Raw genomic sequence first — 25,225 nt, 5'->3', positions numbered from 1 at the left:
GATCGCCATTGCCATGCACCCTTAGAGAATCCGCATGCAAACTTTTTTTATCGCGCCCACCGACTTTGGTGTGGGTCTGACCTCCATCAGCCTCGGGCTGGTGCGTACGCTGGAACGGGCCGGGCTGAAAGTCGGCTTCTTCAAACCGATTGCCCAGCCGCATCCGGGCGACACCGGCCCTGAGCGCTCCACCGAGCTGGTGGCCCGCACCCACGGCCTGAAACCGCCGCAGCCACTGGGCCTGGCCCATGTCGAGCGGATGCTCGGCGACGGTCAGCTCGACGAATTGCTTGAAGAAATCATCACCCTCTACCAGCAGGCCGCCATCGGCAAAGACGTGCTGGTCGTCGAAGGCATGGTACCGACCCGCAGCGCCAGCTACGCCGCGCGGGTCAACCTGCACCTGGCCAAGAGCCTGGATGCCGAGGTGATTCTGGTCTCGGCCCCGGAAAACGAAGTGCTGACCGAACTGTCGGGCCGCGTCGAGTTGCAGGCGCAGTTGTTCGGCGGGCCGAAAGACCCGAAAGTCCTCGGCGTGATCCTCAACAAGGTCAAGACCGACGAAAGCATGGACGCCTTCGCCGCGCGCCTGAAAGAGCATTCGCCCTTGCTGCGCACCGGTGATTTCCGTCTGCTCGGCTGCATTCCGTTCCAGCCCGAACTCAACGCCCCGCGCACCCGCGACGTCGCCGACCTGATGGGCGCCCAGGTGCTCAACGCCGGCGACTACGAAACCCGGCGCATGACCAAAACCATCATTTGCGCGCGCACCATGCGCAACACCGTGGACCTGCTCAAGCCCGGCGTGCTGGTGGTGACCCCCGGCGATCGCGACGACATCATCCTCGCCGTCAGTCTCGCCGCTATCAACGGCGTGCCGCTGGCCGGCCTGCTGCTGACCAGCGATACCCTGCCGGATCCGCGCATCATGGACTTGTGCCGTGGCGCGTTGCAGGCCGGTCTGCCAGTGCTGTCGGTGAGCACCGGCTCCTACGACACGGCCAACCTGCTCAACGGCCTGAACAAGGAAATCCCCGTCGATGACCGCGAACGCGCGGAGATCATCACCGACTTCGTCGCCAGCCATCTGGACGCCAACTGGCTGCACCAGCGCTGCGGCACGCCACGGGAAATGCGCCTGTCGCCGGCGGTGTTCCGTTATCAATTGATTCAACGCGCGCAGGCCGCCAACAAACGCATCGTCCTGCCCGAAGGCAGCGAGCCGTTCACCGTGCAAGCGGCGGCGATCTGTCAGGAACGCGGGATTGCCCGTTGCGTGCTGCTGGCCAAACCGGCAGACGTTGAAGCCGTGGCCAGAGCCCAGGGCATCACGCTGCCGCCGGGGCTGGAAATCCTGGACCCGGACCTGATCCGCGAACGCTACGTCGAACCGATGGTCGCCCTGCGCAAGAGCAAAAGCCTCAATGCGCCGATGGCCGAGCAGCAACTGGAAGACACCGTGGTGATCGGCACCATGATGCTCGCGCTGGATGAGGTCGACGGACTGGTCTCCGGCATCATCAACACCACCGCCAACACCATCCGCCCGGCGCTTCAGCTGATCAAGACCGCGCCGGGCTGCACGCTGGTGTCGTCGGTGTTCTTCATGCTGTTCCCCGAGGAAGTGCTGGTCTACGGCGACTGCGTGATGAATCCGCACCCGAGCGCCAGCGAACTGGCCGAAATCGCCCTGCAAAGCGCCGACTCGGCCGCCGCGTTCGGCATCACCCCGCGCGTGGCGATGATCAGCTACTCCAGCGGCGAATCGGCCACCGGCGAGGAAGTCGAAAAGGTCCGCGAAGCCACCCTGCTCGCCCACGAACAACAGCACTCTTTGCTGATCGACGGCCCGTTGCAATACGACGCCGCCGCCAACGAAACCGTGGCCCGCCAACTGGCGCCGAACAGCCAGGTGGCCGGTCGCGCCACAGTGTTCGTGTTCCCCGACCTGAACACCGGCAACACCACCCACAAAGCCGTGCAGCGCAGCGCCGATTGCGTCAGCCTCGGCCCGATGCTGCAAGGCCTGCGCAAACCGGTGAACGATCTGCCGCGCGGCGCGCAGGTCGACGACATCGTCTACACCATCGCCCTGACCGCGATTCAGGCTGCCAACCGACCTCTGGATATCTGACCCGATGCTGGCTTTCCTCCCTGCCACCCTGCGCGGCGTGATCGCCGCGCTGCTGCTGGCGCTGAACACGATCCTGCTGTGCTCGTTCCTGTTTCTCGTGGCACTGATCAAAGTGCTGCCGTTCGACCTCGCACGCCGCGCCTCACGCTGGCTGATGAGCCACACCCACGAAGCCTGGATCAGCAACAACAAAGGCTGGATGAACCTGGTCCGCCGCACCCGCTGGCACCTCAGCGGCCTGCAAGGCCTGGACTATCAACACTCGTACCTGATCACCAGCAACCACCAGAGCTGGGTCGACATCCTGGTGCTGCAATACGTGCTCAACCGACGCATTCAGCCGCTGAAGTTCTTTCTCAAGCAGGAACTGATCTGGGTCCCGGTCATCGGCCTGGCGTGGTGGACACTCGGCTTCCCGTTCATGAAGCGCTATTCGAAGGCCTATCTGGAAAAACACCCGGAAAAGAAAGGCAAAGACCTCGAAACCACCCGCAAGACCTGCGCTAAATTCCGCGACAACCCGGTAGGCATCTTCAACTTCGTCGAAGGCACACGCTTCACCGAAGGCAAACACGCGCAGCAGCAATCACCGTTCAAATACTTGCTCAAACCAAAGGCCGGTGGCATCGCATTCGTACTGGATGCGATGGGCGAACAGCTGGAATCGATCGTCAACGTGACCATCCACTACCCGGGCGGACGCCCTGGCTTCTGGGACCTGCTGTGCGGCAACGTCCGAGACGTAGTGGTGCACTTTGAAGAGCTGAAGATCCCGCCGCAGTTCATTGGCAGGAACTATGACCAGGACGGCGAGTACCGCCTGCAATTCCAGGGCTGGATCAATCAGCTGTGGCAAGACAAGGATTCACTGCTGGAACAGATGCACCGCGAATATCCAACGAAGTAATCAGGTGTCTGTAATACCCTCATCGCGGGCTTGCCTGCGATGACAACTTCAAGGACACAAAAAAAACCACCGATGATCCCTCATCGGCGGTTTTTTCATTTCCAGTCAGCGCTTAAATCGCGCCACGCTTACGCAACAGATCCAACACCTGCTTCACGCTTTCATCAAGCGACAACGATTGAGTGTCGATCACCAGATCAGCATCCAGCGGCACGTCATACGGGAAAGACTCACCCGGAATGTTATCGCCACCGGCAGCGTACAGACCTTGCGGATCACGCTCTGCGCACACAGTCGGCGAGGCCTGGACATAAACCGTCAACAGACGCTCCCTGCCAATCAGATCCTTCGCCTGCTCACGACCTTCGGCACTCGGCGCCACAAACGCAGCAAGCGTCAACAGACCCGCTTCGTTGAACTGACGCGCCACGTGTGCAGCACGACGCCAGTTCTCGGTGCGACCGGCGCGATCCTGCGGCAGACCTTTGTTGAGGTCATGACGCAGATTCTGACCATCCAGCACAAACACCGCACGACCCAGATCGAACAGCTTGCGCTCGACCGCGTACGCCAAGGTGCTCTTGCCAGCGCCCGACAAGCCGCTGAACAACACAGTGGCCGGTTGCTGACCGAAACGCTGAGCGCGCTCTTCGGTCGCTACATGGGCCAGTTTGCCGTGGTGCGTAGCCGTACCATGGGTCACCGGCTGAGCGACGATCATACCGGCGCCTACAGTGCCGTTGGTCAAACGGTCGATGACGATGAACGCGCCGGTGGTGCGGTTGCTGTCGTAACCGTCTAGGGCGATCGGCGCGTCGAGCGCGATCTTCACCTTGCCGATTTCGTTGAGCTGCAACGCGCTCGCCGGGCCTTCTTCGAGGGTGTTGACGTCGACCTTGTTGACGATGCTGGCGATGGAGCCCGGCACGTAACTGGTGGCACGCTTGATGTCGTATTTCTTGCCCGGCAGCATCGGCTCTTCAGCCATCCACACCAGCATCGCTTCGAAGCTGTCGGTCACCGGCGGAACGTTGTCGGCGTGTACCAGCAGGTCGCCACGGGAGATGTCGATCTCGTCTTCCATGGTCAGCGTTACCGCCTGGCCAGGACCTGCGTGTTCCAGTTCACCCTCGAAAGTGACGATGGATTTCACGCGGCTGCTCTTGCCCGACGGCAGGACCACGACTTCGTCGCCCTTCTTGACGATGCCGCTGGCCAGGGTACCGGCGAAACCGCGGAAGTTCAGGTTCGGACGGTTGACGTACTGCACCGGGAAACGCAGATCGGTGAAGTTGCGGTCGCCCGCCACTTCCACGGTCTCGAGGATTTCCATCAGCGACTGCCCGGTGTACCACGGCGAGCGCTCGGACTTGTTCACCACGTTGTCGCCCTTGAGAGCGGACATCGGCACGAAGTGCATGCTCGTCGGCTTCATCTTCAAGCCTTCGGCGAACTTCAGGTAGTCGGCCTTGATCGACTCGAACACGCCCTGATCGAAGCCCTTGAGGTCCATCTTGTTGATGGCGACGACGATGTGCTTGATGCCCAGCAACGAGGCAATGAAGCTGTGGCGACGGGTCTGGGTCTGCACGCCGTAACGGGCGTCGACCAGGATAATCGCCAGGTCACAGGTGGAGGCACCGGTGGCCATGTTGCGGGTGTACTGCTCATGGCCGGGGGTGTCGGCGATGATGAATTTGCGCTTGGCGGTAGAGAAATAGCGGTAGGCGACATCGATGGTGATGCCCTGCTCGCGCTCGGCCTGCAGGCCGTCGACCAGCAATGCCAGGTCGATGTCGTCACCGGTGGTGCCGACTTTCTTCGAATCGCGGGTGATGGCTTCCAGGTGATCTTCGTAGATCATCTTCGAGTCGTGCAGCAGGCGCCCGATCAGGGTGCTCTTGCCGTCATCGACGTTACCGCAGGTCAAAAAGCGCAGCAGCTCTTTACGTTCGTGCTGGCCCAGGTAGGCGAGGATGTCCTCGCTGATCAAATCAGATGCGTGCGACATGACAACCCCTTAGAAATAACCCTGACGTTTCTTGTCTTCCATCGAGCCTGCGCCATCGTGGTCGATGACCCGGCCCTGGCGCTCGGAAGTTCGCGTCAGGAGCATTTCCTGAATGATGTCCGTCAGGCTTTCGGCCTCGGACTCCACCGCGCCCGTCAACGGGTAGCAGCCAAGGGTACGGAAACGCACTTTCTTTTTGACGATGCGCGCCTTGTCCTCGTCGGACAGGTGCTCGAGGATGCGCTCGTCGTCGATCATGATCAGCGTGCCGTTCTTCTCGATCACTTCGCGCTCGGCGGCGAAGTACAGCGGTACGATCGGGATGCCTTCGAGGTAGATGTACTGCCAGATGTCCAGCTCGGTCCAGTTCGACAGCGGGAATACACGAATGGATTCGCCCTTGTTGACCTTGCCGTTGTAGACGTTCCACAGCTCGGGACGCTGGTTCTTCGGGTCCCAGCGGTGTTTGCTGTCGCGGAACGAGTAGACGCGCTCCTTGGCGCGGGACTTCTCTTCATCGCGACGGGCACCGCCGAAGGCTGCGTCGAAACCATGCTTGTCGAGTGCCTGCTTCAGGCCCTCGGTCTTCATGATGTCGGTGTGCTTGGCGCTGCCGTGGGTGAACGGGTTGATGTTCTGCGCCACGCCGTCGGGGTTGATGTGAGTGATGAGGTCCAGGCCAAGCTCTTCGACCATCTTGTCGCGGAACTTGTACATTTCCTGGAATTTCCAGCGGGTGTCGACGTGCATCACCGGAAACGGCAGTTTGCCCGGGAAGAACGCCTTGCGTGCCAGATGCAGCATCACGGCGGAGTCTTTACCGATGGAGTACAGCATCACCGGGTTGTCGAACTCGGCGGCCACCTCGCGGATGATGTGGATGCTTTCCGCCTCCAGCTGTTTCAGATGCGTCAGTTTGTCGACCATGGCTACTCACGAAAGCTTTCTTATGAACGGCCAGCGGGCCGTGTTCGAGCGAGGAATCCTAGCACAGCGACCTCTTCTAATCAGGACGCCAACTAGATCGAAAGGGTATATGAATATGCCTGCCCGTTCGGGTGCTTCCAGGCAAAAGTCAGATCGGATTCGGGCAGTCGATGAAGATGTGCTCGAGGGCAAAACGCTTCGCCAGGTAGTCGCCCAGCGCCTGCACGCCATAGCGTTCGGTGGCGTGGTGGCCGGCGGCGATGAAGCTGATGTCGTTTTCCCGGGCGCTGTGGAATGTCTGCTCGGAAGCTTCACCGCTGAGGAACAGATCGACGCCGGCCGCGATCGCATTGTCGATGTAACCCTGGCCGCCGCCGGTACACCAGCCGACTCGACGGATCATCGCGCTGCCTTCGACCAGCAGCGGTTCGCGGCCCATGACCTCCTGCACTTTGCGGGCGAAGTCGCGCGGGGTCATCGGCTCGCTCAGCGAACCGACCAGACCGACGATCTTCAGATTGTCCGGGTCCAGCGGCCCTTCGACGGTGATGTCCAGTTGCCGGGCCAGCTGCACGTTATTGCCGACGTCCGGGTGCAGATCCAGCGGCAGGTGGTAACCGAGCAGGCTGATGTCGTGCTTGAGCAGCGTCTTCAGACGACGCTGCTTCATGCCGGTGATGCACGGGTTCTCGCCCTTCCAGAAATAACCGTGATGCACCAGCACCAGATCAGCTTCGGCCTCGACGGCGGCATCCAGCAGCGCCTGGCTGGCGGTGACGCCGCTGACGATGCGCATCACCTGCGGACGGCCCTCGACCTGCAGGCCGTTGGGACAATAATCGGCAATTTTCGCACTGCCGAGGTAACGGTCGGCTTCTTCGACCAGGGTGCTCAGGGCGACGGCCATGAAAGACTCCTAAATATCCCGTTCAGAGGCGCGCGCGGCCTCGTATAATGCGCGACATTATGGGCGGTCTGACCCCGCCTGCAACTTTTCCAGGACGTGCTTAATGCTCAAGGCGCTGCGTTTTTTCGGCTGGCCGCTGTTGGCCGGTGTGCTTATCGCTCTGTTGATTATTCAGCGTTACCCGCAGTGGGTCGGGCTTCCGAGCCTCGACGTCAACCTGCAACAGGCCCCGCAGACCACAAGCGTGCAGCAGGGGCCGGTGTCCTATGCCGACGCGGTGACCATCGCCGCGCCGTCGGTGGTCAACCTCTACACCACCAAAGTCATCAACAAGCCAAGCCATCCGCTGTTCGAAGACCCGCAGTTCCGCCGTTTCTTCGGTGACAATTCGCCGAAGCAGAAGCGCATGGAATCAAGCCTCGGCTCCGGCGTGATCATGAGCCCGGAAGGCTACATCCTGACCAACAACCACGTCACCAGCGGCGCCGACCAGATCGTCGTGGCGCTCAAGGACGGTCGCGAAACCCTGGCCCGAGTGATCGGCAGCGATCCGGAAACCGACCTCGCCGTCCTGAAGATCGACCTGAAGAACCTGCCGGCGATCACCGTCGGACGCTCCGACAATATCCGCATTGGCGACGTCGCACTGGCGATCGGCAACCCGTTCGGGGTCGGCCAGACCGTGACCATGGGCATCATCAGCGCCACCGGCCGCAACCAGTTGGGCCTGAACAACTACGAAGACTTCATCCAGACCGACGCGGCGATCAATCCGGGCAACTCCGGTGGTGCGCTGGTCGACGCCAACGGCAACCTCACCGGCATCAACACTGCGATTTTCTCCAAGTCCGGCGGCTCGCAAGGCATCGGCTTCGCGATCCCGGTGAAACTGGCGATGGAAGTGATGAAGTCGATCATCGAGCACGGCCAGGTGATTCGCGGCTGGCTGGGCATTGAAGTGCAACCGCTGACCCAGGAACTGGCCGAGTCGTTTGGCCTGTCCGGGCGTCCGGGAATTGTAGTGGCGGGGATTTTCCGCGATGGCCCGGCCCAGAAGGCCGGCCTGCAACTGGGTGACGTGATTCTCAGCATCGACGGCGAACCGGCCGGTGATGGCCGCAAGTCGATGAACCAGGTGGCGCGGATCAAGCCGACCGACAAGGTCACGATTCAGGTGATGCGCAACGGCAAGGAGTTGAAGCTGACCGCTGAAATCGGTCTGCGTCCACCGCCGGCGCCGGTGAAGGAAAAAGAAGAGTAAGACTTTGTTCGCGTCACTGACGCGAATAACAGACATTCTCAACAGGCATGTTATATTGTTTCAATTAGCACATTGGAACAACATAACATGTCGTCTCGAAAAAAGGCCTCCCTCCTCGGCCTGACCCTTGGCCTGCTGGGCGATCCCGCGTTTGCAGATGAACCGCAAACGCTTGAACTCGACGCCATCAGCGTCATCTCCGATTACGAATCCCCTGCCGGCCCGGTCAAAGGCTATCGCGCTACCCGCTCGTCCAGCGCCACCAAAACCGACACCGCGATCCGCGATATTCCGCAGGCCATCAGCGTGGTGCCCGCCAGCGTGCTCAAGGATCTGGGCAGCACCAGCGTAGAACGCGCGCTGGATTTCGCCGGTGGCGTGTCGAAGCAAAACAACTTCGGCGGCCTGACGCTTTACGAATACAGCGTGCGCGGCTTCACCACCTCTGAGTTTTACCAGGACGGTTTCAGCGCCAACCGTGGTTATCCGAGCACACCGGACGCCGCCAACATCGAGCGCATCGAAGTGCTAAAAGGACCGGCCGCCAGCCTGTATGGCCGAGGTGATCCGGGCGGCACGGTAAACATCGTCACCAAAAAACCGCAGCCAGCGGCCTTCACCACCCTGCAAACCAGCGCCGGCAGTTGGGATCGCTATCGCACCGCGCTGGACGTCAACACGCCGCTGGATGATCAGGGTGATGTGCTGTCGCGAATCAATCTCGCGGTCGAGGACAACAACAGCTTTCGCGACCACGTCGACAGTAAACGTGTATTCGTTGCCCCCTCTTTCAGTTGGCAGTTGAACCCGGACACCAGCCTGCTGGTGGAGAGCGAATTCGTGCGTCATAGCTCGACCTTCGACCGCGGCATCGTTGCACCTAACAATAAATGGAGCGGCGTCTCGCGCTCGACATTCCTGGGTGAGCCGAACGACGGCAACATCGACAACCACAACAACAGACTGCAAGCCACGCTTGAGCACCACCTCAACGATGCCTGGAAACTGCGCCTGGCCAGCCATTACAAGGAAGGCAAACTCTGGGGTTTCGCCTCCGAAAACCGTCCCTTGAATGCCGATGGCCACACCGTCAACCGCCGCTATCGCGAACGCGATACCAACTGGCACGACAGCATCACCCAACTGGAACTGCGCGGCCTGTTCGACCTCGGCACCTGGCAGCACGAACTGCTGATCGGCAGCGAGTACGAGAATTTCCGCAAGAACGAGCGCGTCACCACCATCGCCGGCGGGCCTTACGCCATCGATATCTATAACCCGGTGTACGGCCAGCCCAAACCCAACGGCGCACGCTCCGGTACAGACTTCTTCGAACACGTCGAAAGCCATGCGCTGAACCTGCAGGATCAAATCGTCTTCAGCGAAAAACTGCGCGGGATGATCGGGGCCCGATTCGAGCACTTCGAGCAAACCATCGATGACCACAGCCGCAACACCACCAGCCGCCAGACCCACGACGCGCTCACCCAACGTGCCGGCCTGCTCTATCAACTGACACCGGACACCGGCCTGTTCGCCAACGCCTCGACCTCATTCAAACCGAACAACGGCCTCGATGTGGCTGGCAAATCCTTCGATCCGGAAGAAGGCGTGGGTTACGAAATCGGGATCAAGAACGAGCTGTTCGACGAACGTTTAAGCAGCACCCTCGCCTTCTTCCATATCGACAAGGAAAACGTCCTCGCCCTCGACCCGGGCACCGATACCAGCCGCGCCATGGGCAAGGCCCGCAGCCGGGGTTTCGATCTGCAGGTCACCGGGCAAGTCACCGACGCCGTCAGGGTGATCGGCGCCTTCGCCTGGATCGACGCCGAAGTCACCAAGGGTGATGCCGCGATCCCCGCCGGTAGCCGCATCCTCGGGGTGGCCAAACGCAGCGGCAGCCTGCTGGGTGTCTACGAGTTTCAGGACGGCCGCTTGCGCGGCTCGGATATCGGCGCGGCGTTCACTTACGTCGGTGACCGCTCAGGTGAGTCCGGCAGCGATTTCGAGCTGCCGGCCTATCACACCGTCGACCTGCTGGCCCATTACAAGGCCAGCGACACCGTCACTCTCGGCCTGAACCTGAACAACCTGTTCGACGAAAAGTACTACGAGCGCTCGTACAGCAACTATTGGGTCAACCCCGGCGAGCCGCGCAATTTCACGGTCAGCCTGACATTCAACCTGTAAAAGGACGTCACCATGCATTTCGGCAAACTCTTATTGATCATCGCTGCGTTGTTCGCTGGCCAAGCATCAGCGCATGGTCTGTGGACCGAACAACGACGCGGCAATATCGAAGTGATCTACGGCCACGGCGCAGAAGACAACGCGTTCAAAGCGCAGAAAATCAGCGGTGCATGGGCATATGACGTCAGCGGCAAGATGATCCCGGTCAACGTGCAACGCCTGACCGATCATGCACGTCTGCAACCGCTGAAACCGCCGGCGGTAATGGCCGTGGCCCTGAACAATGGCATGTGGTCGCAAACCGCCGACAAGAAATGGGTCAACGAGGGGCGCAGCAAAGTCCCGGGCGCCATCGAGTCGACCGAGACCCTCAAGTACAGCCTGGCGATTTATCAGCCGGGAGCGAAGTTGCCCAAACTCGATCAGATCAAATTGCTGATTTTGCCGGAGGTCGATCCTCTGACCGTCGGCCCGGGGAAATCATTGCCGGTGCGGGTGTTGCTGGATGGCAAACCGGCAGCGGGCGTGAAGTTGATCGGTGACTACCGCAGCGCGCCGAATACCTTGAGCACTGAAACCGACAAGGACGGCCGCGCTCAGGTGCTGGTGCGTAACGAGGGATTGAATGTGATTGCAGCGCAGGTGGAGGTGCCGGTGAAGGACAATGCAGAGGTGAGCAGTCGGGGGTTATTCAGTTCGTTGACGTTCCTGGGCGAACCGCATCACGAATGAACCAACGCTGATCCCTGTGGGACGAAACCCACAGGGATCAGCGTCGTTTCAGAGTTCGCCCAGACCGTCGATCAACGCCTGATTCTGCTCCGGCGTGCCGATCGAGATCCGCAGGAACTGGGCAATCCGCTCCTGCTTGAAGTGGCGCACTATCACGCCCTGTTCACGCAGTTTGGCTGCCAGCCCCGCCGCATCGTGTTGCGGATGCCGGGCGAAGATGAAGTTCGCCGCTGACGGCAGCACTTCAAAGCCCTTGGCCTGCAACTGCGCAACCACCCATTCGCGACTCTCGATCACCAGTGCGCAGGTCTTGTCGAAGTATTCGCGATCCTCGAATGCCGCTGCAGCACCGACATTCGCCATGCGATCGATCGGGTAGGAGTTGAAGCTGTTCTTGATCCGCTCCAGCGCCTCGATCAGGTCCGGATGGCCGACCGCCAGACCGACCCGCAGGCCCGCCAGCGAACGGGACTTGGACAGGGTCTGAGTCACCAGCAGGTTCGGATAACGGTCCACCAGGCTGATCGCGGTTTCGCCGCCGAAGTCGATGTAGGCCTCGTCGACCACCACCACCGAATCCGGGCTGCCCTTGAGAATCTGCTCGACCGCTTCCAGCGCCAGCAGGCAACCGGTCGGTGCGTTCGGGTTGGGGAAAATGATCCCGCCGTTCGGCTTGGCGTAGTCAGCCGGGTTGATCCGGAACTGGGCATCCAGCGGCACCGCGTCGAACGTGATGCCGTAAAGGCCGCAGTAGACCGGATAGAAGCTGTAGCTGATGTCCGGGAACAGGATCGGCTGATCGTGTTGCAGCAGACCGTGGAAGATGTGCGCCAACACTTCATCCGAGCCGTTGCCGAGGAACACCTGATTGTTCTGTACGCCGTAGTACTTGGCGACGGCATTTTTCAACAGATCGCTGTTCGGATCCGGATACAGACGCAGGTTGTCGTTGAGTTCGGCCTGCATCGCCGCCAAGGCTTTTGGCGACGGGCCGTACGGGTTTTCGTTGGTATTGAGTTTGACCAGACGGGTCAACTTCGGCTGCTCGCCCGGCACGTAAGGCACCAGATCCTTGACGAACGGGCTCCAGAATTTGCTCATGTTCAGTTCTCCTTCACGTCGTCTTTGATGCGGTATTCGGCGCTGCGCGCGTGGGCGCTCAGCGATTCGCCACGGGCCAGGATCGATGCAGTCTTGCCAAGTTCCGAAGCACCGGCCTCGGAGCAGAAGATGATCGACGAACGTTTCTGGAAGTCATACACGCCCAGCGGCGAGGAGAAACGCGCGGTGCCGGAGGTCGGCAGCACGTGGTTCGGGCCTGCGCAGTAGTCGCCCAGCGCTTCGGAGGTGTGGCGACCCATGAAGATCGCGCCGGCGTGGCGGATCTGCGGCAGCCAGGCCTGAGGGTCGGCGACCGACAGCTCAAGGTGTTCCGGGGCAATGCGGTTGGCGACTTCGATGGCCTGGGCCATGTCGCGCACGTGAATCAGGGCACCACGGCCGTTGATCGAGGTTTCGATGATGGTTGCGCGATCCATGGTCGGCAGCAGCTTGTCGATGCTCGCGGCGACCTTGTCGAGGAACTCGGCGTCCGGGCTGACCAGAATCGCCTGGGCGTCTTCGTCGTGTTCGGCCTGGGAGAACAGGTCCATGGCGATCCAGTCCGGATCGGTCTGGCCGTCGCACACCACGAGGATTTCAGACGGGCCGGCAATCATGTCGATGCCGACCTGACCGAACACGTGACGCTTGGCAGTGGCGACATAGATGTTGCCCGGGCCGACGACCTTGTCCACCTGCGGCACGCTTTCGGTGCCATAGGCCAACGCAGCAACGGCTTGTGCGCCACCGATGGTGAACACCCGGTCGACGCCGGCAATGCACGCCGCCGCCAGCACCAGTTCGTTGACCTCGCCACGCGGGGTTGGCACCACCATGACCACTTCAGTCACGCCAGCGACCTTTGCCGGAATCGCATTCATCAATACCGACGACGGGTACGATGCCTTGCCGCCCGGCACATACAGACCGGCGCGATCCAGCGGCGTGACCTTCTGGCCCAGCACGGTGCCGTCGGCTTCGGTGTAGCTCCAGGAGTCCTGCTTCTGTTTTTCGTGATAGCTGCGCACACGGGCGGCGGCTTTTTCCAGCGCTTCGCGTTGAGCCACGGTGATACGGGTCAGGGCCAGTTCCAGACGCTCGCGCGGCAGGATCAGGTCTGCCATGGAGGCGACTTCGAGGCCGTCGAATTTCTGGGTGAACTCGACCAGCGCCGCGTCACCGCGCTCGCGCACAGCCTTGATGATGTCCAGCACCCGCTGATTGACCGAGTCGTCAGACACACTTTCCCAGCTCAGCAGATGATCCAGATGATGCGCGAAATCCGGGTCAGCAGCGTTGAGTCGGCGAATTGCAGTCGGTGCGGTCATAGCGAGAGCCTCATAGGAATGGCAAAAACTCAGGCGCCCTAACTTAGCAGTCGTTTCCGCTTGGGCACCTGAGATTCTGGCTATGAGGCGGATAGACGGGCGCGACTTAACGTCGCGCAGGTACATCAGCCGCGGTGTCGAGACTCCACTGCCTTGCGCAGGGTGTCGATCAACGCCTGGATTCGGGCGTGTTGCATTTTCATCGAAGCTTTATTGACCACCAGACGCGAGCTGATCGTGGCGATCAGTTCCTGGGGTTCCAGACCATTGGCACGCAGGGTGTTACCGGTGTCGACCACGTCGATGATCTTGTCGGCCAGACCGATCAGCGGTGCCAGCTCCATCGAGCCGTACAGCTTGATGATGTCGACCTGACGGCCCTGCTCGGCGTAATAACGCTTGGCGACATTGACGAATTTGGTGGCGACGCGCAGGCGGCCCTTGGGCTCGACCGCGCCGACCTTGCCGGCGGTCATCAGCTTGCACTGGGCAATCTGCAGGTCCAGCGGCTCGTACAGGCCCTGGCCGGTGTATTCCATCAGCACATCTTTACCGGCAACGCCGAGGTCGGCCGCGCCATGCTCGACATAGGTCGGCACGTCGGTGGCCCGCACGATCAACAGGCGAACGTCTTCCTGGGTCGTGGGGATGATCAGCTTGCGGCTCTTGTCCGGATTCTCGGTCGGCACGATGCCCGCTTCGGCGAGAAGCGGCAGGGTGTCGTCAAGGATGCGGCCCTTGGACAGTGCGATGGTCAACATGGGAAACGTCAGTCCTTATCAAGGTACTCATGTCCGGTCGCAATCGGCGCCGGACATACTTCGAGGGCGTTGCCACCCCCGATCAAAACGAATTCAACGGACACTTCCCTGTGTCCAGATGCAGCGATTAGCCCGGAACGCGACGGATCTTGGCGCCCAGCATCTGCAGTTTTTCCTCGATGCACTCGTAACCACGGTCGATGTGGTAGATGCGGTCGATCAGGGTATCGCCCTGTGCCACCAGCGCCGAAATCACCAGGCTCGCCGAAGCACGCAGGTCGGTTGCCATCACTGGCGCGCCCTTGAGTGTTTCGATACCGGTCACAATGGCGGTGTTGCCTTCGACCTGGATGTGCGCGCCCATGCGGTGCAGTTCGTACACGTGCATGAAGCGGTTTTCGAAGATCGTCTCGATCACGGCACCGGTGCCTTCGGCAATGGCGTTGAGCGAGATGAACTGCGCCTGCATGTCGGTCGGGAACGCCGGATACGGCGCAGTGCGCACGTTGACCGCTTTCGGGCGCTTGCCGTGCATGTTCAGCTCGATCCAGTCTTCACCACAGGTGATTTCTGCACCGGCTTCACGGAGTTTTTCCAGAACGGCTTCGAGGATGGTCGGATCGGTGTCCTTGACCTTCACGCGGCCACCGGTAACCGCAGCGGCCACCAGGTAGGTGCCGGTTTCGATACGGTCAGGCATGACCTTATAGAAGGCCGAGCCCAGACGCTCGACGCCGTCGATGGTGATGGTGTCGGTTCCGGCACCGGAAACCTTGGCACCCATGGCGTTGAGGAAGTTCGCCAGGTCGACCACTTCAGGTTCGCGAGCGGCGTTCTGCAACACGCTGCGGCCCTTGGCCAGAGCGGCAGCCATCATGATGTTCTCGGTACCGGTCACACTGACGGTATCGAAGAAGAAGTGCGCGCCGCGCAGGCCGCCTTCAGGCGCCTTGGCCTTGATGTAGCCGCCTTCGACATCGATGACTGCGCCCATGGCTTCCAGGCCACGGATGTGAAGGTCGACCGGACGCGAACCGATGGCGCAACCGCCAGGCAGTGCGACTTCGGCTTCACCGAAACGCGCAACCATCGGGCCCAGCACCAGGATCGACGCACGCATGGTTTTCACCAGTTCGTACGGGGCGATCAGGGTCTTGATGGTGCGCGGGTCGATTTCGACGCTGAGCTTCTCGTCGATCACAGGCTCGATGCCCATGCGACCGAACAGCTCGATCATGGTGGTGATGTCATGCAGGTGCGGCAGGTTGCCGACGGTAACCGGGCCATCGCACAGCAGGGTGGCGGCCAGGATCGGCAGGGCGGAGTTCTTCGCCCCGGAGATGCGGATCTCGCCATCAAGACGAGCGCCACCGGTAATAATCAATTTATCCATAAGAATCTCGACGCCCTAGGGCTCAGGTGCGCTCGGCCCAGGCCGCGCTGCTGAAAAATTTCATAGTGACCGCGTGGATGCTGCCATCGGCGATCCAAGGGTTCAAATGGGCATAGATGCTTTGCTGACGCTTGACCGGGCTCAACGCCGCCAGTTCATCACTAATCACGTTCAGCTGAAAGTTGCAGCCTTCGCCTTCAACTTCCACCTGCGTTCCTGGCAGCTTTCCTTCAAGGAAGCTCTTCACTTCTACGGCCTGCATGCTCAACCTCAATCGGCGCCCTGTGCGCACGGGTCGGACATCATACAAAAAAGCCCCGCGCCTGCGAACCCCGCTGCGCAGGACTCTGACGGGGGGCTTCTCTACTGATGCGGGTTCAGGGTTGCGCCAACAGCTCGGTCAGCTCGCTGACCTGAGCAATTTCGCGCATGTCTTCGGGCATCCCGCGAATGCTGACCGCCTTGCCGGCGGCCTTGGCATCGCGAATGAAGCACAGCAGCAGCGAAAGACCGACGCTGCTGGATTTCTCCACCGCCGAGCAATCGATCACCAATGCCGGGGCATTGCACGACTTGATCAGCGCCCGGCCCTGCTCGCGCAGATCAGGGCCGGTGCGGTAATCCAGCACACCGCTGAGCTGCAGCTCACTGGCTTCGTCCAGACGAATGGCCGACTCGGTCATTGGGCAGGCTTCTCGTTCTGCTCGGCCGACTGTTTGGCCTTGGCGACTTCCCCGGCCCAGCCGTTGATGGTCTTGTCCAGGTCGTTGCCATTGCGCTGCATTGCGTCGGCGAACTGATCACGGAACAGCTTGCCGATGTTGATGCCGTTGATGATCACGTTGCGCAGCTTCCACTCGCCGTTGATCTTCTCGAGGGTGTACGACACCGGATAGATCGCGCCATTGTTGCCCTTGACGGTCATGCCGACGCTGGTGCGGTCGCCCGACTCATCCTTGGGCGCATCCACGGTGATGCCCTGATTGTTGTACTCGAGCAAGGCGTTGCCGTAGAACTGGAACAGGCCGCGCTTGAAGTTTTCCTCGAAGGTCTTCATCTGCGCCGGGGTTGCCTTGCGCGAATACTTGACCGTCATGATGCTCTTGGAAATGCCCTCGGCATCCACGACCGGCCCGACGATGGTGTTCAGCGCCGTGTAGAAATCCTGCGGATCCTGCTTGTACTTCTCTTTATTGGCCGACAGATCGGCAAGCATCCGGTTTGTGGTGTCCTGAACCAGATCGTGCGCCGATTGTGCCGCCACGGCGTTAGCCACCAGCGGCAGCGTCGCAAGCAACACCAACAGGCCACGTCGCAAGGTAGAGATCATTCAAAAGCTCCTCATTTGGCGTCTTTGCTAACGGTATTGAGCAGGAATTTACCGATCAGGTCTTCCAGTACCAGAGACGACTGCGTGTCGTGGATGGTTCCACCATCCTTCAGGCGGGTGTCTTCCCCACCCACGCTGATACCGATGTATTTCTCGCCCAGCAGACCCGCAGTCAGGATAGATGCTGTGGAGTCGGTCGGCAGATTGTCGACGCTTTTATCCACTTGCAGGGTCACCCGACCGGTGAAGCTGTCGCGGTCCAGATCGATCGCGGTGACCTTGCCGATGGTCACACCCGCCATGGTCACTTTGGCTCTGACCGTCAAACCGGCGATATTGTCGAAATACGCGTAAAGCTTGTAGGTATCGGTGGTCGAAGTCGGAGACAGGCCACTGACCCGCAGGGCCAGCAGCAACAAAGCCAGGATCCCTGCCAGCAGGAACAGGCCGACACCGATTTCCAGGGTGCGGTTTTGCATCAGAAATCTCCAAACATCAAAGCGGTCAGAATAAAGTCCAGGCCGAGTACTGCCAGCGAGGCGTAAACCACGGTCTTGGTGGTGGCACGACTGATCCCCTCGGAAGTGGGTTCGCAGTCATAGCCTTGAAATACGGCGATCCAGGTGACGACAAAAGCGAATACTGCACTTTTGATGATGCCGTTGAGCACATCGTCACCGAAGCTCACGCTGTTCTGCATGTTCGACCAGTAGGAACCTTCGTAGACACCCAGCCAGTCGACGGCAACCCACGAACCGCCCCAGATGCCGACCACACTGAAGATCATCGCCAGTACCGGCAGGGAAATGAAGCCGGCCCACAGACGCGGAGCGATGATGTACTTGAGCGGGTCGACCCCGATCATTTCCAGGCTGGACAACTGCTCGGTGGATTTCATGTTGCCGATTTCCGCCGTCAGCGCCGAACCGGCACGACCGGCAAACAACAGCGCGGTCACCACCGGCCCCAGCTCACGTAACAGGGTCAGCGCCACCATCTGCCCGACAGCCTGCTCCGAGCCGTAGCTCGACAGGATGTTGAAGCCCTGCAGGGCCAGCACCATGCCGATGAAAATCCCCGACACCACGATGATCACCAGCGACATCACGCCGACGGAATGCAGCTGTTTGACCAGCAGGCCGAAACCGCCGCCGATGCCGCCACGACCCAGCAAGGCATGAAACAGGAACAGGGTCGAACGCCCGAACACTGCGACGCTGTCGATTCCGGCGAGGCCGAAGCGACGCACACGCTCCATTAATGTAATTCTGCGCATCAGCGGCGCTTCCCCAGAAGATCGGCGCGGTAATCCGGCGCTGGAAAGTGATACGGCACCGGGCCGTCGGGTTCACCGGTCATGAATTGACGGATACGCGGATCGTCCGAGCTCATCAGTTCGTCCGGCGTGCCCTGTCCCAAAACCTGGCCATCGCCGACCACATAGATGTAGTCGGCGATGCTCGCGGTTTCGGCGAGGTCGTGGGACACCACGATGCTGGTGATCCCCAGGGCATCGTTGAGCAGACGGATCAGGCGAACCAGAACGCCCATGGCGATCGGATCCTGGCCGACGAACGGTTCGTCGTACATGAGGATCTGCGGGTCGAGGGCAATGGCCCGGGCCAGGGCAACACGACGCTTCATCCCGCCGGACAGCTCGTCAGGCATCAGTTCGATCGCACCGCGCAGTCCTACCGCCTGCAACTTGAGCAGCACGATGTCGCGGATCATCTCGTCCGGCAGTTCGGTATGAACGCGCAGCGGAAAGGCGACGTTCTCGAATACATCGAGATCGGTGAACAGCGCACCGCTCTGAAACAGCACGCCCATGTGCTTGCGCGCATCGAACAGATCGCTGCGCGACAGCTTCGGCAGGTTCTGGCCGTTGACCCAGACCTCGCCCTTGGATGGCCGCAACTGGGCGCCCATCAGGCGCAACAGCGTGGTCTTGCCACACCCGGAAGGCCCCATGATGCCGGTGACCTTGCCGCGCGGGATGCGGATATCGACGTTATTGAAAATGCTCCGCGCACCGCGCTTGAAGGAGACTCCCTTCAGCTCGACCGCGTAGGCGTTATCGGCACTCATCTAAACTCCTTGCGATGCAGCCTCTCACTCGGACGCCTGGCTTTCTTGAGAAAGCCCCTACATCCCGGGCAGGCCGAACTGGCGGCGAACTATATCACTGCAAAGGGCAAGCGCCCAAGGCCTGCACCGGTCCGCATTCTGCGAGTTGAAGGGCTTGAAGCCTTATTTATGGAGTTTTGGTAACGAGGAATGACAAAGCACGACGAACTTGCGTGAGGCTTTTCAACATAACCGCTATAATCGCCACCTTTTCATCGGGCTATACGATTTCTGACATGAGCCAAACCAGCGACCTGATTCAATCGGCACAACGCACTATCCGCCTCGAAGTGGAAGCCGTACAAGGCTTGTTGCCCCATATCGACGCCGATTTCGTACGCGCTTGCGAGATGATTCTGGCCAGCAAGGGCCGTGTTGTCGTGGTCGGCATGGGCAAGTCCGGGCACATCGGCAACAAGATTGCCGCGACCCTGGCCAGCACCGGCACCCCGGCGTTCTTCGTACACCCGGCCGAGGCGAGCCACGGCGACATGGGCATGATCACCCGTGACGACGTGATACTGGCCCTGTCGAACTCCGGCTCCACCAACGAAATCGTCACCCTGCTGCCACTGATCAAACGCCTGGGCATCCAGCTGATCAGCGTCACCGGCAACCCGCAATCGCCGCTGGCCAAGGCCGCCGAGGTCAACCTCAACGTTCACGTCGAACACGAAGCCTGCCCGCTGAACCTGGCACCGACCTCCTCGACCACCGCCGCGCTGGTCATGGGCGACGCCCTGGCCGTGGCGCTGCTGGAAGCGCGCGGTTTCACCGCCGAAGACTTCGCCTTTTCCCACCCGGGCGGCGCACTGGGCCGACGCCTGCTGCTGAAAGTGGAAAATGTCATGCACGCCGGCCAGGAACTGCCGCAGGTACAGCGCGGCACCCTGCTCAAGGACGCGCTGATGGAAATGACTCGCAAGGGTCTGGGCATGACCGTCATTCTTGAAGCGGACGGCAAACTGGCCGGAATCTTCACTGACGGCGACCTGCGTCGCACCCTGGATCGCAGCATCGATATCCACAGCGCTACCATCGACCAGGTGATGACCGTGCACGGCAAGACCGCCCGCGCCGAGATGCTCGCCGCCGAAGCGCTGAAAATCATGGAAGACCACCGAATCAACGCGCTGGTTGTCGTGGATGAGGAGGATCGCCCGATCGGCGCCTTCAACCTCTCCGACCTGCTGCGCGCAGGAGTGATGTAAATGAGCACCGATCTGCTGCAACGCGGCAAAGCCATCAAACTGGCGGTATTCGACGTCGACGGTGTTCTCACCGACGGGCGCCTGTACTTCCTTGAAGACGGCAGCGAGTTCAAGACTTTCAATACGCTCGATGGCCAGGGCATCAAGATGCTGATGAACGCCGGCGTTCAGACCGCCATCATCAGCGGTCGCAAGACCCCGGTGGTCGAGCGTCGGGCAAAAAACCTGGGGATCCCGCACCTGTTTCAGGGCCGCGAAGACAAACTGGTGGTTCTCGACGGTCTTCTGCAGCAACTGGGCCTAAGCTATGAACAAGTGGCTTACCTTGGTGATGACCTGCCCGACCTGCCGGTGATCCGCCGTGTGGGGCTGGGCATGGCCGTAGCCAACGCCGCTGCCTTCGTGCGCGAACACGCTCATGGCGTCACCCAGGCCCGTGGCGGCGAAGGTGCCGCCCGCGAATTCTGCGAACTGATCCTGCGCGCCCAAGGCAGCCTCGACGCCGCCAACAACGCGTACCTGTGAGTCCAACCATGTTTAGCAAAAAGTTTCGCAACATCCTGCTGTTCGGTTGCATCGCAGCGATTTTCGGTGCGGTGGGCTACTGGAACATCAGCCCTGAGCGCTTTCTCGACAAGCCCCCCGTCTCGGCGGCGGAGAGCCCGATCGACTGGTATGCGACCAATACTCACACGATCCAGTACCTTGAAGACGGCAAAGTGCAGTACGAAATGACGTCCGAGAAGGCAGAGCACGTCAAGGTGACCGACATTACACTGGTCACCAAGCCCGATCTGAACATGTTCCGCGGCACCGATTTCCCATGGCACGTGACCAGTGAACGCGGTGAAGTGAACTCCGGTGGCACCGAGGTCGAGTTGATCGACTCGGTACGCGTCAAGCGCACCGACGAAAAGAACCGCGACACCTTGATCACCTCCACTCGCATGACGGTGTTCCCGCAGCAGCAATATGCGCAGACCCAGCAACCCGTTAGAATCGACGGCGCTGGCGGTGTATCGACTGGCGTGGGAATGAAAGCGTATTTGAAGGAAAGCAGGATACACCTGCTATCGAACGTAAGAGGACAGTATGAGGCTCGTTAAAACCCTCCCTATTTTGCTCAGTCTGGGCGCAGCACTGGGAAGCGTGAGCGCCTGGGCTCTGCCGAACGATAGTCAGCAACCGATCCGCATCCAGGCTGACGATGCTCAGCTCGATGACAAGAATGGCATCGCGACCTACAAGGGCGACGTGATCATTACCCAGGGCTCGATGATCGTCAAAGGCAATACCGTGACCATGACCCGTGCGCCCAATGGCGATATCGATGTCGTGACCTCGGTGGGCAACCTGGCCTACTTCGAGCAATTGCAGACCCAGGGCGACGCCAAGCCGGTCCAGGGCTACGGCGTGACCATTCAGTACCACGCGCAGCAGAACCGCGTTGTGCTGATCGACAAGGCCAAGGTCGTCGACAAGGACAACAACGTCACTCAAGGCGAAAAAATCGTCTATGACACGGTGAAGAAACTGGCCAGTGCCGGTCGCGCCACCGGCAGCAAGGTCACCGAAGCGCGTCCGCGCATCGACATGGTGATCCAGCCGAAGAAGAAAACCGACGAGAAGACCCAGTAATGGCAACCCTGAAAGCTCAGCACCTGGCCAAGGCCTATAAAAGCCGCCAGGTCGTGCGTGACGTCAGCCTGTCGATCGACAGCGGCCAGATCGTCGGCCTGCTCGGTCCGAACGGTGCAGGCAAGACCACCTGCTTCTACATGATCGTCGGCCTGGTTCAGGCCGATCAAGGTCGCGTACTGATCGACGACCTGGACGTCAGCCACCAGCCGATGCATGGCCGTGCGAAGGCCGGTATCGGCTATCTGCCGCAAGAAGCGTCGATCTTCCGCAAACTGTCGGTGGCCGACAACATCATGGCCATCCTCGAGACCCGTCAGGAACTCGACAAGGCAGGTCGTCGCAAGGAGCTGGAAAGCCTGCTGCAGGAATTCCACATCAGCCACATCCGCGACAACCTCGGCATGAGCCTGTCCGGTGGTGAGCGCCGCCGCGTGGAAATCGCCCGAGCGTTGGCCACGGCACCGAAATTCATCCTGCTCGACGAACCGTTCGCCGGTGTCGACCCGATCTCGGTCGGCGACATCAAGCAGATCATCCATCACCTCAAGGCCAAGGGGATCGGCGTACTGATCACCGACCACAACGTCCGCGAGACGCTGGATATCTGCGAAACCGCCTACATCGTCAACGACGGCCAGTTGATCGCCGAAGGCGACTCAGAAACCATCCTCGCCAACAATCTGGTGAAGGAAGTCTATCTGGGTCACGAGTTCCGCCTGTAAGCGTGACAGCATTCGACCAGCCGTCCGGGTGCTGTAACATTGAAGCGCCTTTTTATACGCTTTTATTGTTACAGCGCTCTAGGCAAACACGACAGTTTCAGGCATATAATTTGCTTAAGTTTGGCGCTTCGGCGCCCTGTAGTGGATGGCGCATAGCGCCGGCGAATAAGGTGTTAAGCCCCTGCCATGAAACCATCGCTAGTCTTGAGAATGGGCCAGCAGCTGACGATGACACCGCAGCTGCAACAGGCCATCCGCCTGCTCCAATTGTCGACCCTGGATCTGCAACAGGAAATCCAGGAGGCTCTGGAATCCAATCCGATGCTCGAACGCCAGGAAGACGGCGACGACTTCGACAACTCCGATCCCATGGCCGACAACGCCGAACAGAAGCCCAACACCGAGATCCAGGAACCTTCCTATCAGGAGACCGCGCCGACAGTCGACAACCTCGAAGACGGCGAATGGAACGAGCGCATCCCCAACGAACTGCCCGTCGACACCGCTTGGGAAGACGTCTATCAGACCAGCGCCAGCAGCCTGCCGAGCAGCGATGATGACGAGTGGGACTTCACCACCCGCACCTCCGCCGGCGAGAGCCTGCAAAGTCACCTGCTGTGGCAGTTGAACCTTGCCCCGATGTCCGACACCGATCGCCTGATCGCTGTCACCCTGATCGATTGCATCAACAATCAGGGTTACCTCGACGAAACCCTCGAAGAAATTCTCGACGCCTTCGATCCGGAACTCGACATCGAGCTGGACGAAATCGAAGCCGTCCTGCACCGCATCCAGCAGTTCGAACCGGCCGGCATCGGCGCACGCAACCTGGGCGAATGCCTGTTGCTGCAATTGCGCCAGCTGTCGGCCAAGACCCCTTGGCTGGCAGAGGCCAAGCGTCTGGTCACCGATTACATCGACCTGCTCGGCAGCCGCGACTACAGCCAGCTGATGCGCCGCATGAAGCTCAAGGAAGACGAACTGCGCCAAGTCATCGAACTGGTGCAGAGCCTCAACCCGCGCCCCGGCTCTCAGATCGAATCCACCGAAGCCGAATACGTGGTACCTGACGTCATCGTACGCAAGGACAACGAGCGCTGGCTGGTCGAGCTGAACCAGGAATCGGTGCCGCGCCTGCGGGTCAACGCCCAGTACGCCGGTTTCGTGCGCCGCGCCGACACCAGCGCCGACAACACCTTCATGCGCAATCAGTTGCAGGAAGCCCGCTGGTTCATCAAGAGCCTGCAGAGCCGCAACGAAACCCTGATGAAAGTAGCGACCCAGATCGTCGAGCACCAGCGCGGCTTTCTGGAATACGGCGACGAAGCGATGAAGCCGCTGGTCCTGCATGACATCGCTGAAGCGGTGGGCATGCACGAGTCGACGATTTCCCGCGTGACCACGCAAAAGTTCATGCATACCCCGCGAGGCATATATGAACTGAAATACTTTTTCTCCAGCCATGTGAGCACTTCAGAAGGCGGTGAATGCTCGTCCACGGCGATCCGCGCGATCATCAAGAAACTGGTTGCCGCGGAAAATCAGAAAAAGCCGTTGAGTGACAGCAAGATCGCTGGTTTACTGGAGGCACAAGGCATTCAGGTGGCTCGCCGCACCGTCGCCAAGTACCGCGAATCCCTCGGGATCGCGCCTTCGAGCGAACGCAAGCGGTTGATGTAAGCCACGTTACAGCGTTCCAGTGGCAGGCTTTTCGGCCTGCCGCTTTATGCACTGGCAACGAAGGAGAAGCTGTATGCAAGTCAACATCAGTGGACACCAACTGGAAGTTACCCAGCCTCTGCGCGAGTACATCGAGCTCAAGCTCAAGAAGCTCGAAGGGCATTTCGACAAGATCACCAACGTACAGGTCACGATGTGCGTCGAAAAGCTGAAGCAGAAAATCGAAGCCACGCTGCATATTCCCGGCAATGAGGTCGTCGCAAACGCGGAACATACCGATATGTACGCTGCGATCGACGCGTTGACCGACAAGCTTGATAAACAACTCAAAAAGCATAAGGAAAAGACCCAGAGCCTGCTTCAGGGCGCTACCGGTCGATAACCCCCAACCCCATGATCCGACTTGAAAGTATCCTGACCCCCGGCCGTTCCCTGGTGAACGTGCCGGGCGGCAGTAAAAAGAAAGCCCTCGAACAAATTGCCAACCTGATCGCCCGGGAAGTTCCGGATCTGGAGATGCAAGATGTCTTCGAGGCATTGATTGCCCGTGAAAAACTGGGTTCCACCGGTTTTGGCAACGGCATCGCGATTCCCCACTGCCGCCTCAAGGGCTGCGAAGCGCCGATCAGTGCGCTGATGCACCTTGATGCCCCTATCGATTTCGACGCTATCGACGGCGCGCCTGTGGACCTGCTGTTCGTCCTGCTGGTGCCCGAAGCCGCCACCGATGCGCACCTGGAGCTGTTACGCCAGATCGCCAGCATGCTCGACCGCAAGGACGTGCGCGATCGACTGCGCAGCGCGCCAAGCAACGAAGCCCTGTACCAGGTTGTACTGGAAGAGCAGAACAGGCCGTAAT

At 60.4% G+C, this 25,225-nt stretch carries 26 protein-coding genes; 13 read left to right on the top strand and 13 right to left on the bottom strand.

What is annotated here, in order from left to right:
- Nucleotides 1–34 precede the first annotated feature (34 nt).
- Together pta and yihG are read left to right on the top strand one after the other, a co-directional pair.
- Complete coding sequence (pta, locus tag QRN46_RS18075; RefSeq protein ID WP_011332488.1) at nt 35–2,134, top strand: phosphate acetyltransferase; 2,100 nt, start codon at nt 35–37, stop codon at nt 2,132–2,134.
- A gap of 4 nt (nt 2,135–2,138) precedes the next feature.
- Nucleotides 2,139–3,041, top strand: a complete 903-nt coding sequence (gene yihG / locus QRN46_RS18070) for a 1-acylglycerol-3-phosphate O-acyltransferase, YihG family (protein ID WP_201819047.1) — start codon at nt 2,139–2,141, stop codon at nt 3,039–3,041.
- A gap of 112 nt (nt 3,042–3,153) precedes the next feature.
- Here yihG and cysN read toward each other — a convergent pair whose 3' ends face one another.
- From cysN to QRN46_RS18055, 3 genes are all read right to left on the bottom strand, one after another.
- Nucleotides 3,154–5,052 carry a sulfate adenylyltransferase subunit CysN gene (gene cysN / locus QRN46_RS18065; protein ID WP_011332486.1) on the bottom strand — a complete coding sequence of 633 codons (1,899 nt, stop codon included), beginning with the start codon at nt 5,050–5,052 and terminating at the stop codon, nt 3,154–3,156.
- Between the two features lie 9 nt (nt 5,053–5,061).
- Nucleotides 5,062–5,979, bottom strand: coding sequence for a sulfate adenylyltransferase subunit CysD (gene cysD / locus QRN46_RS18060; protein ID WP_007912374.1), 918 nt, complete (start codon nt 5,977–5,979; stop codon nt 5,062–5,064).
- A gap of 148 nt (nt 5,980–6,127) precedes the next feature.
- The gene (locus QRN46_RS18055) at nt 6,128–6,886 is read right to left on the bottom strand and encodes a Nif3-like dinuclear metal center hexameric protein (RefSeq protein WP_011332485.1); all 759 of its coding nucleotides are present in this window, start codon (nt 6,884–6,886) and stop codon (nt 6,128–6,130) included.
- 103 nt (nt 6,887–6,989) lie between these two features.
- On the opposite strand from QRN46_RS18055, the gene algW reads away from it, so the two are divergent.
- The 3 genes from algW to QRN46_RS18040 all read left to right on the top strand — a co-directional run bounded on the left by algW (nt 6,990) and on the right by QRN46_RS18040 (nt 11,072).
- Entirely contained in the window at nt 6,990–8,147 is a 1,158-nt protein-coding gene (gene algW / locus QRN46_RS18050; protein WP_011332484.1) for a Do family serine endopeptidase AlgW, read from the top strand.
- An 87-nt stretch (nt 8,148–8,234) separates the two neighbouring features.
- Nucleotides 8,235–10,340 carry a TonB-dependent siderophore receptor gene (locus QRN46_RS18045; protein ID WP_201819045.1) on the top strand — a complete coding sequence of 702 codons (2,106 nt, stop codon included), beginning with the start codon at nt 8,235–8,237 and terminating at the stop codon, nt 10,338–10,340.
- A gap of 12 nt (nt 10,341–10,352) precedes the next feature.
- Nucleotides 10,353–11,072, top strand: a complete 720-nt coding sequence (locus QRN46_RS18040) for a DUF4198 domain-containing protein (protein WP_011332482.1) — start codon at nt 10,353–10,355, stop codon at nt 11,070–11,072.
- A gap of 48 nt (nt 11,073–11,120) precedes the next feature.
- On the opposite strand, the gene hisC is transcribed toward QRN46_RS18040, so the two are convergent.
- The 10 genes from hisC to QRN46_RS17990 all read right to left on the bottom strand — a co-directional run bounded on the left by hisC (nt 11,121) and on the right by QRN46_RS17990 (nt 19,073).
- Nucleotides 11,121–12,173 (bottom strand): histidinol-phosphate transaminase, encoded by a 1,053-nt coding sequence (hisC, locus tag QRN46_RS18035; RefSeq protein ID WP_011332481.1) that lies wholly within the window; start codon nt 12,171–12,173, stop codon nt 11,121–11,123.
- A 2-nt stretch (nt 12,174–12,175) separates the two neighbouring features.
- Nucleotides 12,176–13,501: a histidinol dehydrogenase gene (gene hisD, locus QRN46_RS18030; RefSeq protein WP_221615048.1), complete on the bottom strand. Its 1,326-nt coding sequence runs from the start codon at nt 13,499–13,501 to the stop codon at nt 12,176–12,178.
- A 125-nt stretch (nt 13,502–13,626) separates the two neighbouring features.
- Nucleotides 13,627–14,262, bottom strand: a complete 636-nt coding sequence (hisG, locus tag QRN46_RS18025) for an ATP phosphoribosyltransferase (protein ID WP_007953554.1) — start codon at nt 14,260–14,262, stop codon at nt 13,627–13,629.
- A gap of 127 nt (nt 14,263–14,389) precedes the next feature.
- Nucleotides 14,390–15,655, bottom strand: coding sequence for a UDP-N-acetylglucosamine 1-carboxyvinyltransferase (gene murA, locus QRN46_RS18020; RefSeq protein WP_007953555.1), 1,266 nt, complete (start codon nt 15,653–15,655; stop codon nt 14,390–14,392).
- 22 nt (nt 15,656–15,677) lie between these two features.
- Nucleotides 15,678–15,917 carry a BolA family protein gene (locus QRN46_RS18015; protein ID WP_007953556.1) on the bottom strand — a complete coding sequence of 80 codons (240 nt, stop codon included), beginning with the start codon at nt 15,915–15,917 and terminating at the stop codon, nt 15,678–15,680.
- 115 nt (nt 15,918–16,032) lie between these two features.
- Nucleotides 16,033–16,338, bottom strand: coding sequence for an STAS domain-containing protein (locus QRN46_RS18010; protein ID WP_007953557.1), 306 nt, complete (start codon nt 16,336–16,338; stop codon nt 16,033–16,035).
- Nucleotides 16,335–16,985, bottom strand: a complete 651-nt coding sequence (locus tag QRN46_RS18005; protein ID WP_011332479.1) for an MlaC/ttg2D family ABC transporter substrate-binding protein — start codon at nt 16,983–16,985, stop codon at nt 16,335–16,337. The genes QRN46_RS18010 and QRN46_RS18005 overlap by 4 nt, the downstream gene beginning before the upstream one ends.
- An 11-nt stretch (nt 16,986–16,996) precedes the next feature.
- Complete coding sequence (gene mlaD / locus QRN46_RS18000) at nt 16,997–17,464, bottom strand: outer membrane lipid asymmetry maintenance protein MlaD (protein ID WP_007953559.1); 468 nt, start codon at nt 17,462–17,464, stop codon at nt 16,997–16,999.
- On the bottom strand, nt 17,464–18,261 hold the full coding sequence (gene mlaE, locus QRN46_RS17995) for a lipid asymmetry maintenance ABC transporter permease subunit MlaE (protein WP_007953561.1): 798 nt from the start codon (nt 18,259–18,261) through the stop codon (nt 17,464–17,466). The genes mlaD and mlaE overlap by 1 nt, the downstream gene beginning before the upstream one ends.
- The gene (locus tag QRN46_RS17990; RefSeq protein WP_011332478.1) at nt 18,261–19,073 is read right to left on the bottom strand and encodes an ATP-binding cassette domain-containing protein; all 813 of its coding nucleotides are present in this window, start codon (nt 19,071–19,073) and stop codon (nt 18,261–18,263) included. The genes mlaE and QRN46_RS17990 overlap by 1 nt, the downstream gene beginning before the upstream one ends.
- A gap of 275 nt (nt 19,074–19,348) precedes the next feature.
- Here QRN46_RS17990 and QRN46_RS17985 point away from each other — a divergent pair, with 275 nt between their 5' ends.
- From QRN46_RS17985 to ptsN, 8 genes are all read left to right on the top strand, one after another.
- Nucleotides 19,349–20,323 (top strand): KpsF/GutQ family sugar-phosphate isomerase, encoded by a 975-nt coding sequence (locus QRN46_RS17985; RefSeq protein ID WP_011332477.1) that lies wholly within the window; start codon nt 19,349–19,351, stop codon nt 20,321–20,323.
- On the top strand, nt 20,324–20,848 hold the full coding sequence (locus QRN46_RS17980) for a KdsC family phosphatase (protein ID WP_201819041.1): 525 nt from the start codon (nt 20,324–20,326) through the stop codon (nt 20,846–20,848). It abuts the gene before it with no gap.
- An 8-nt stretch (nt 20,849–20,856) separates the two neighbouring features.
- Nucleotides 20,857–21,429, top strand: a complete 573-nt coding sequence (gene lptC, locus QRN46_RS17975; protein WP_011332475.1) for an LPS export ABC transporter periplasmic protein LptC — start codon at nt 20,857–20,859, stop codon at nt 21,427–21,429.
- Nucleotides 21,416–21,961 (top strand): lipopolysaccharide transport periplasmic protein LptA, encoded by a 546-nt coding sequence (gene lptA, locus QRN46_RS17970; RefSeq protein ID WP_011332474.1) that lies wholly within the window; start codon nt 21,416–21,418, stop codon nt 21,959–21,961. The genes lptC and lptA overlap by 14 nt, the downstream gene beginning before the upstream one ends.
- Complete coding sequence (gene lptB / locus QRN46_RS17965; RefSeq protein WP_011332473.1) at nt 21,961–22,686, top strand: LPS export ABC transporter ATP-binding protein; 726 nt, start codon at nt 21,961–21,963, stop codon at nt 22,684–22,686. The genes lptA and lptB overlap by 1 nt, the downstream gene beginning before the upstream one ends.
- Nucleotides 22,687–22,872: 186 nt before the next feature.
- Nucleotides 22,873–24,366: an RNA polymerase factor sigma-54 gene (locus QRN46_RS17960; RefSeq protein WP_011332472.1), complete on the top strand. Its 1,494-nt coding sequence runs from the start codon at nt 22,873–22,875 to the stop codon at nt 24,364–24,366.
- 73 nt (nt 24,367–24,439) lie between these two features.
- The gene (gene hpf, locus QRN46_RS17955) at nt 24,440–24,748 is read left to right on the top strand and encodes a ribosome hibernation-promoting factor, HPF/YfiA family (protein WP_011332471.1); all 309 of its coding nucleotides are present in this window, start codon (nt 24,440–24,442) and stop codon (nt 24,746–24,748) included.
- A gap of 11 nt (nt 24,749–24,759) precedes the next feature.
- Entirely contained in the window at nt 24,760–25,224 is a 465-nt protein-coding gene (gene ptsN, locus QRN46_RS17950; protein WP_007953580.1) for a PTS IIA-like nitrogen regulatory protein PtsN, read from the top strand.
- Nucleotide 25,225 lies beyond the last annotated feature (1 nt).

The organism is Pseudomonas sp. lyk4-R2A-10 (assembly GCF_030209075.1).
Taxonomy (GTDB): domain Bacteria; phylum Pseudomonadota; class Gammaproteobacteria; order Pseudomonadales; family Pseudomonadaceae; genus Aquipseudomonas; species Aquipseudomonas glycinae.
The sequence above is the reverse complement of the archived record's forward strand: the minus strand, read 5'-3'. Positions and strand labels throughout refer to the sequence as shown.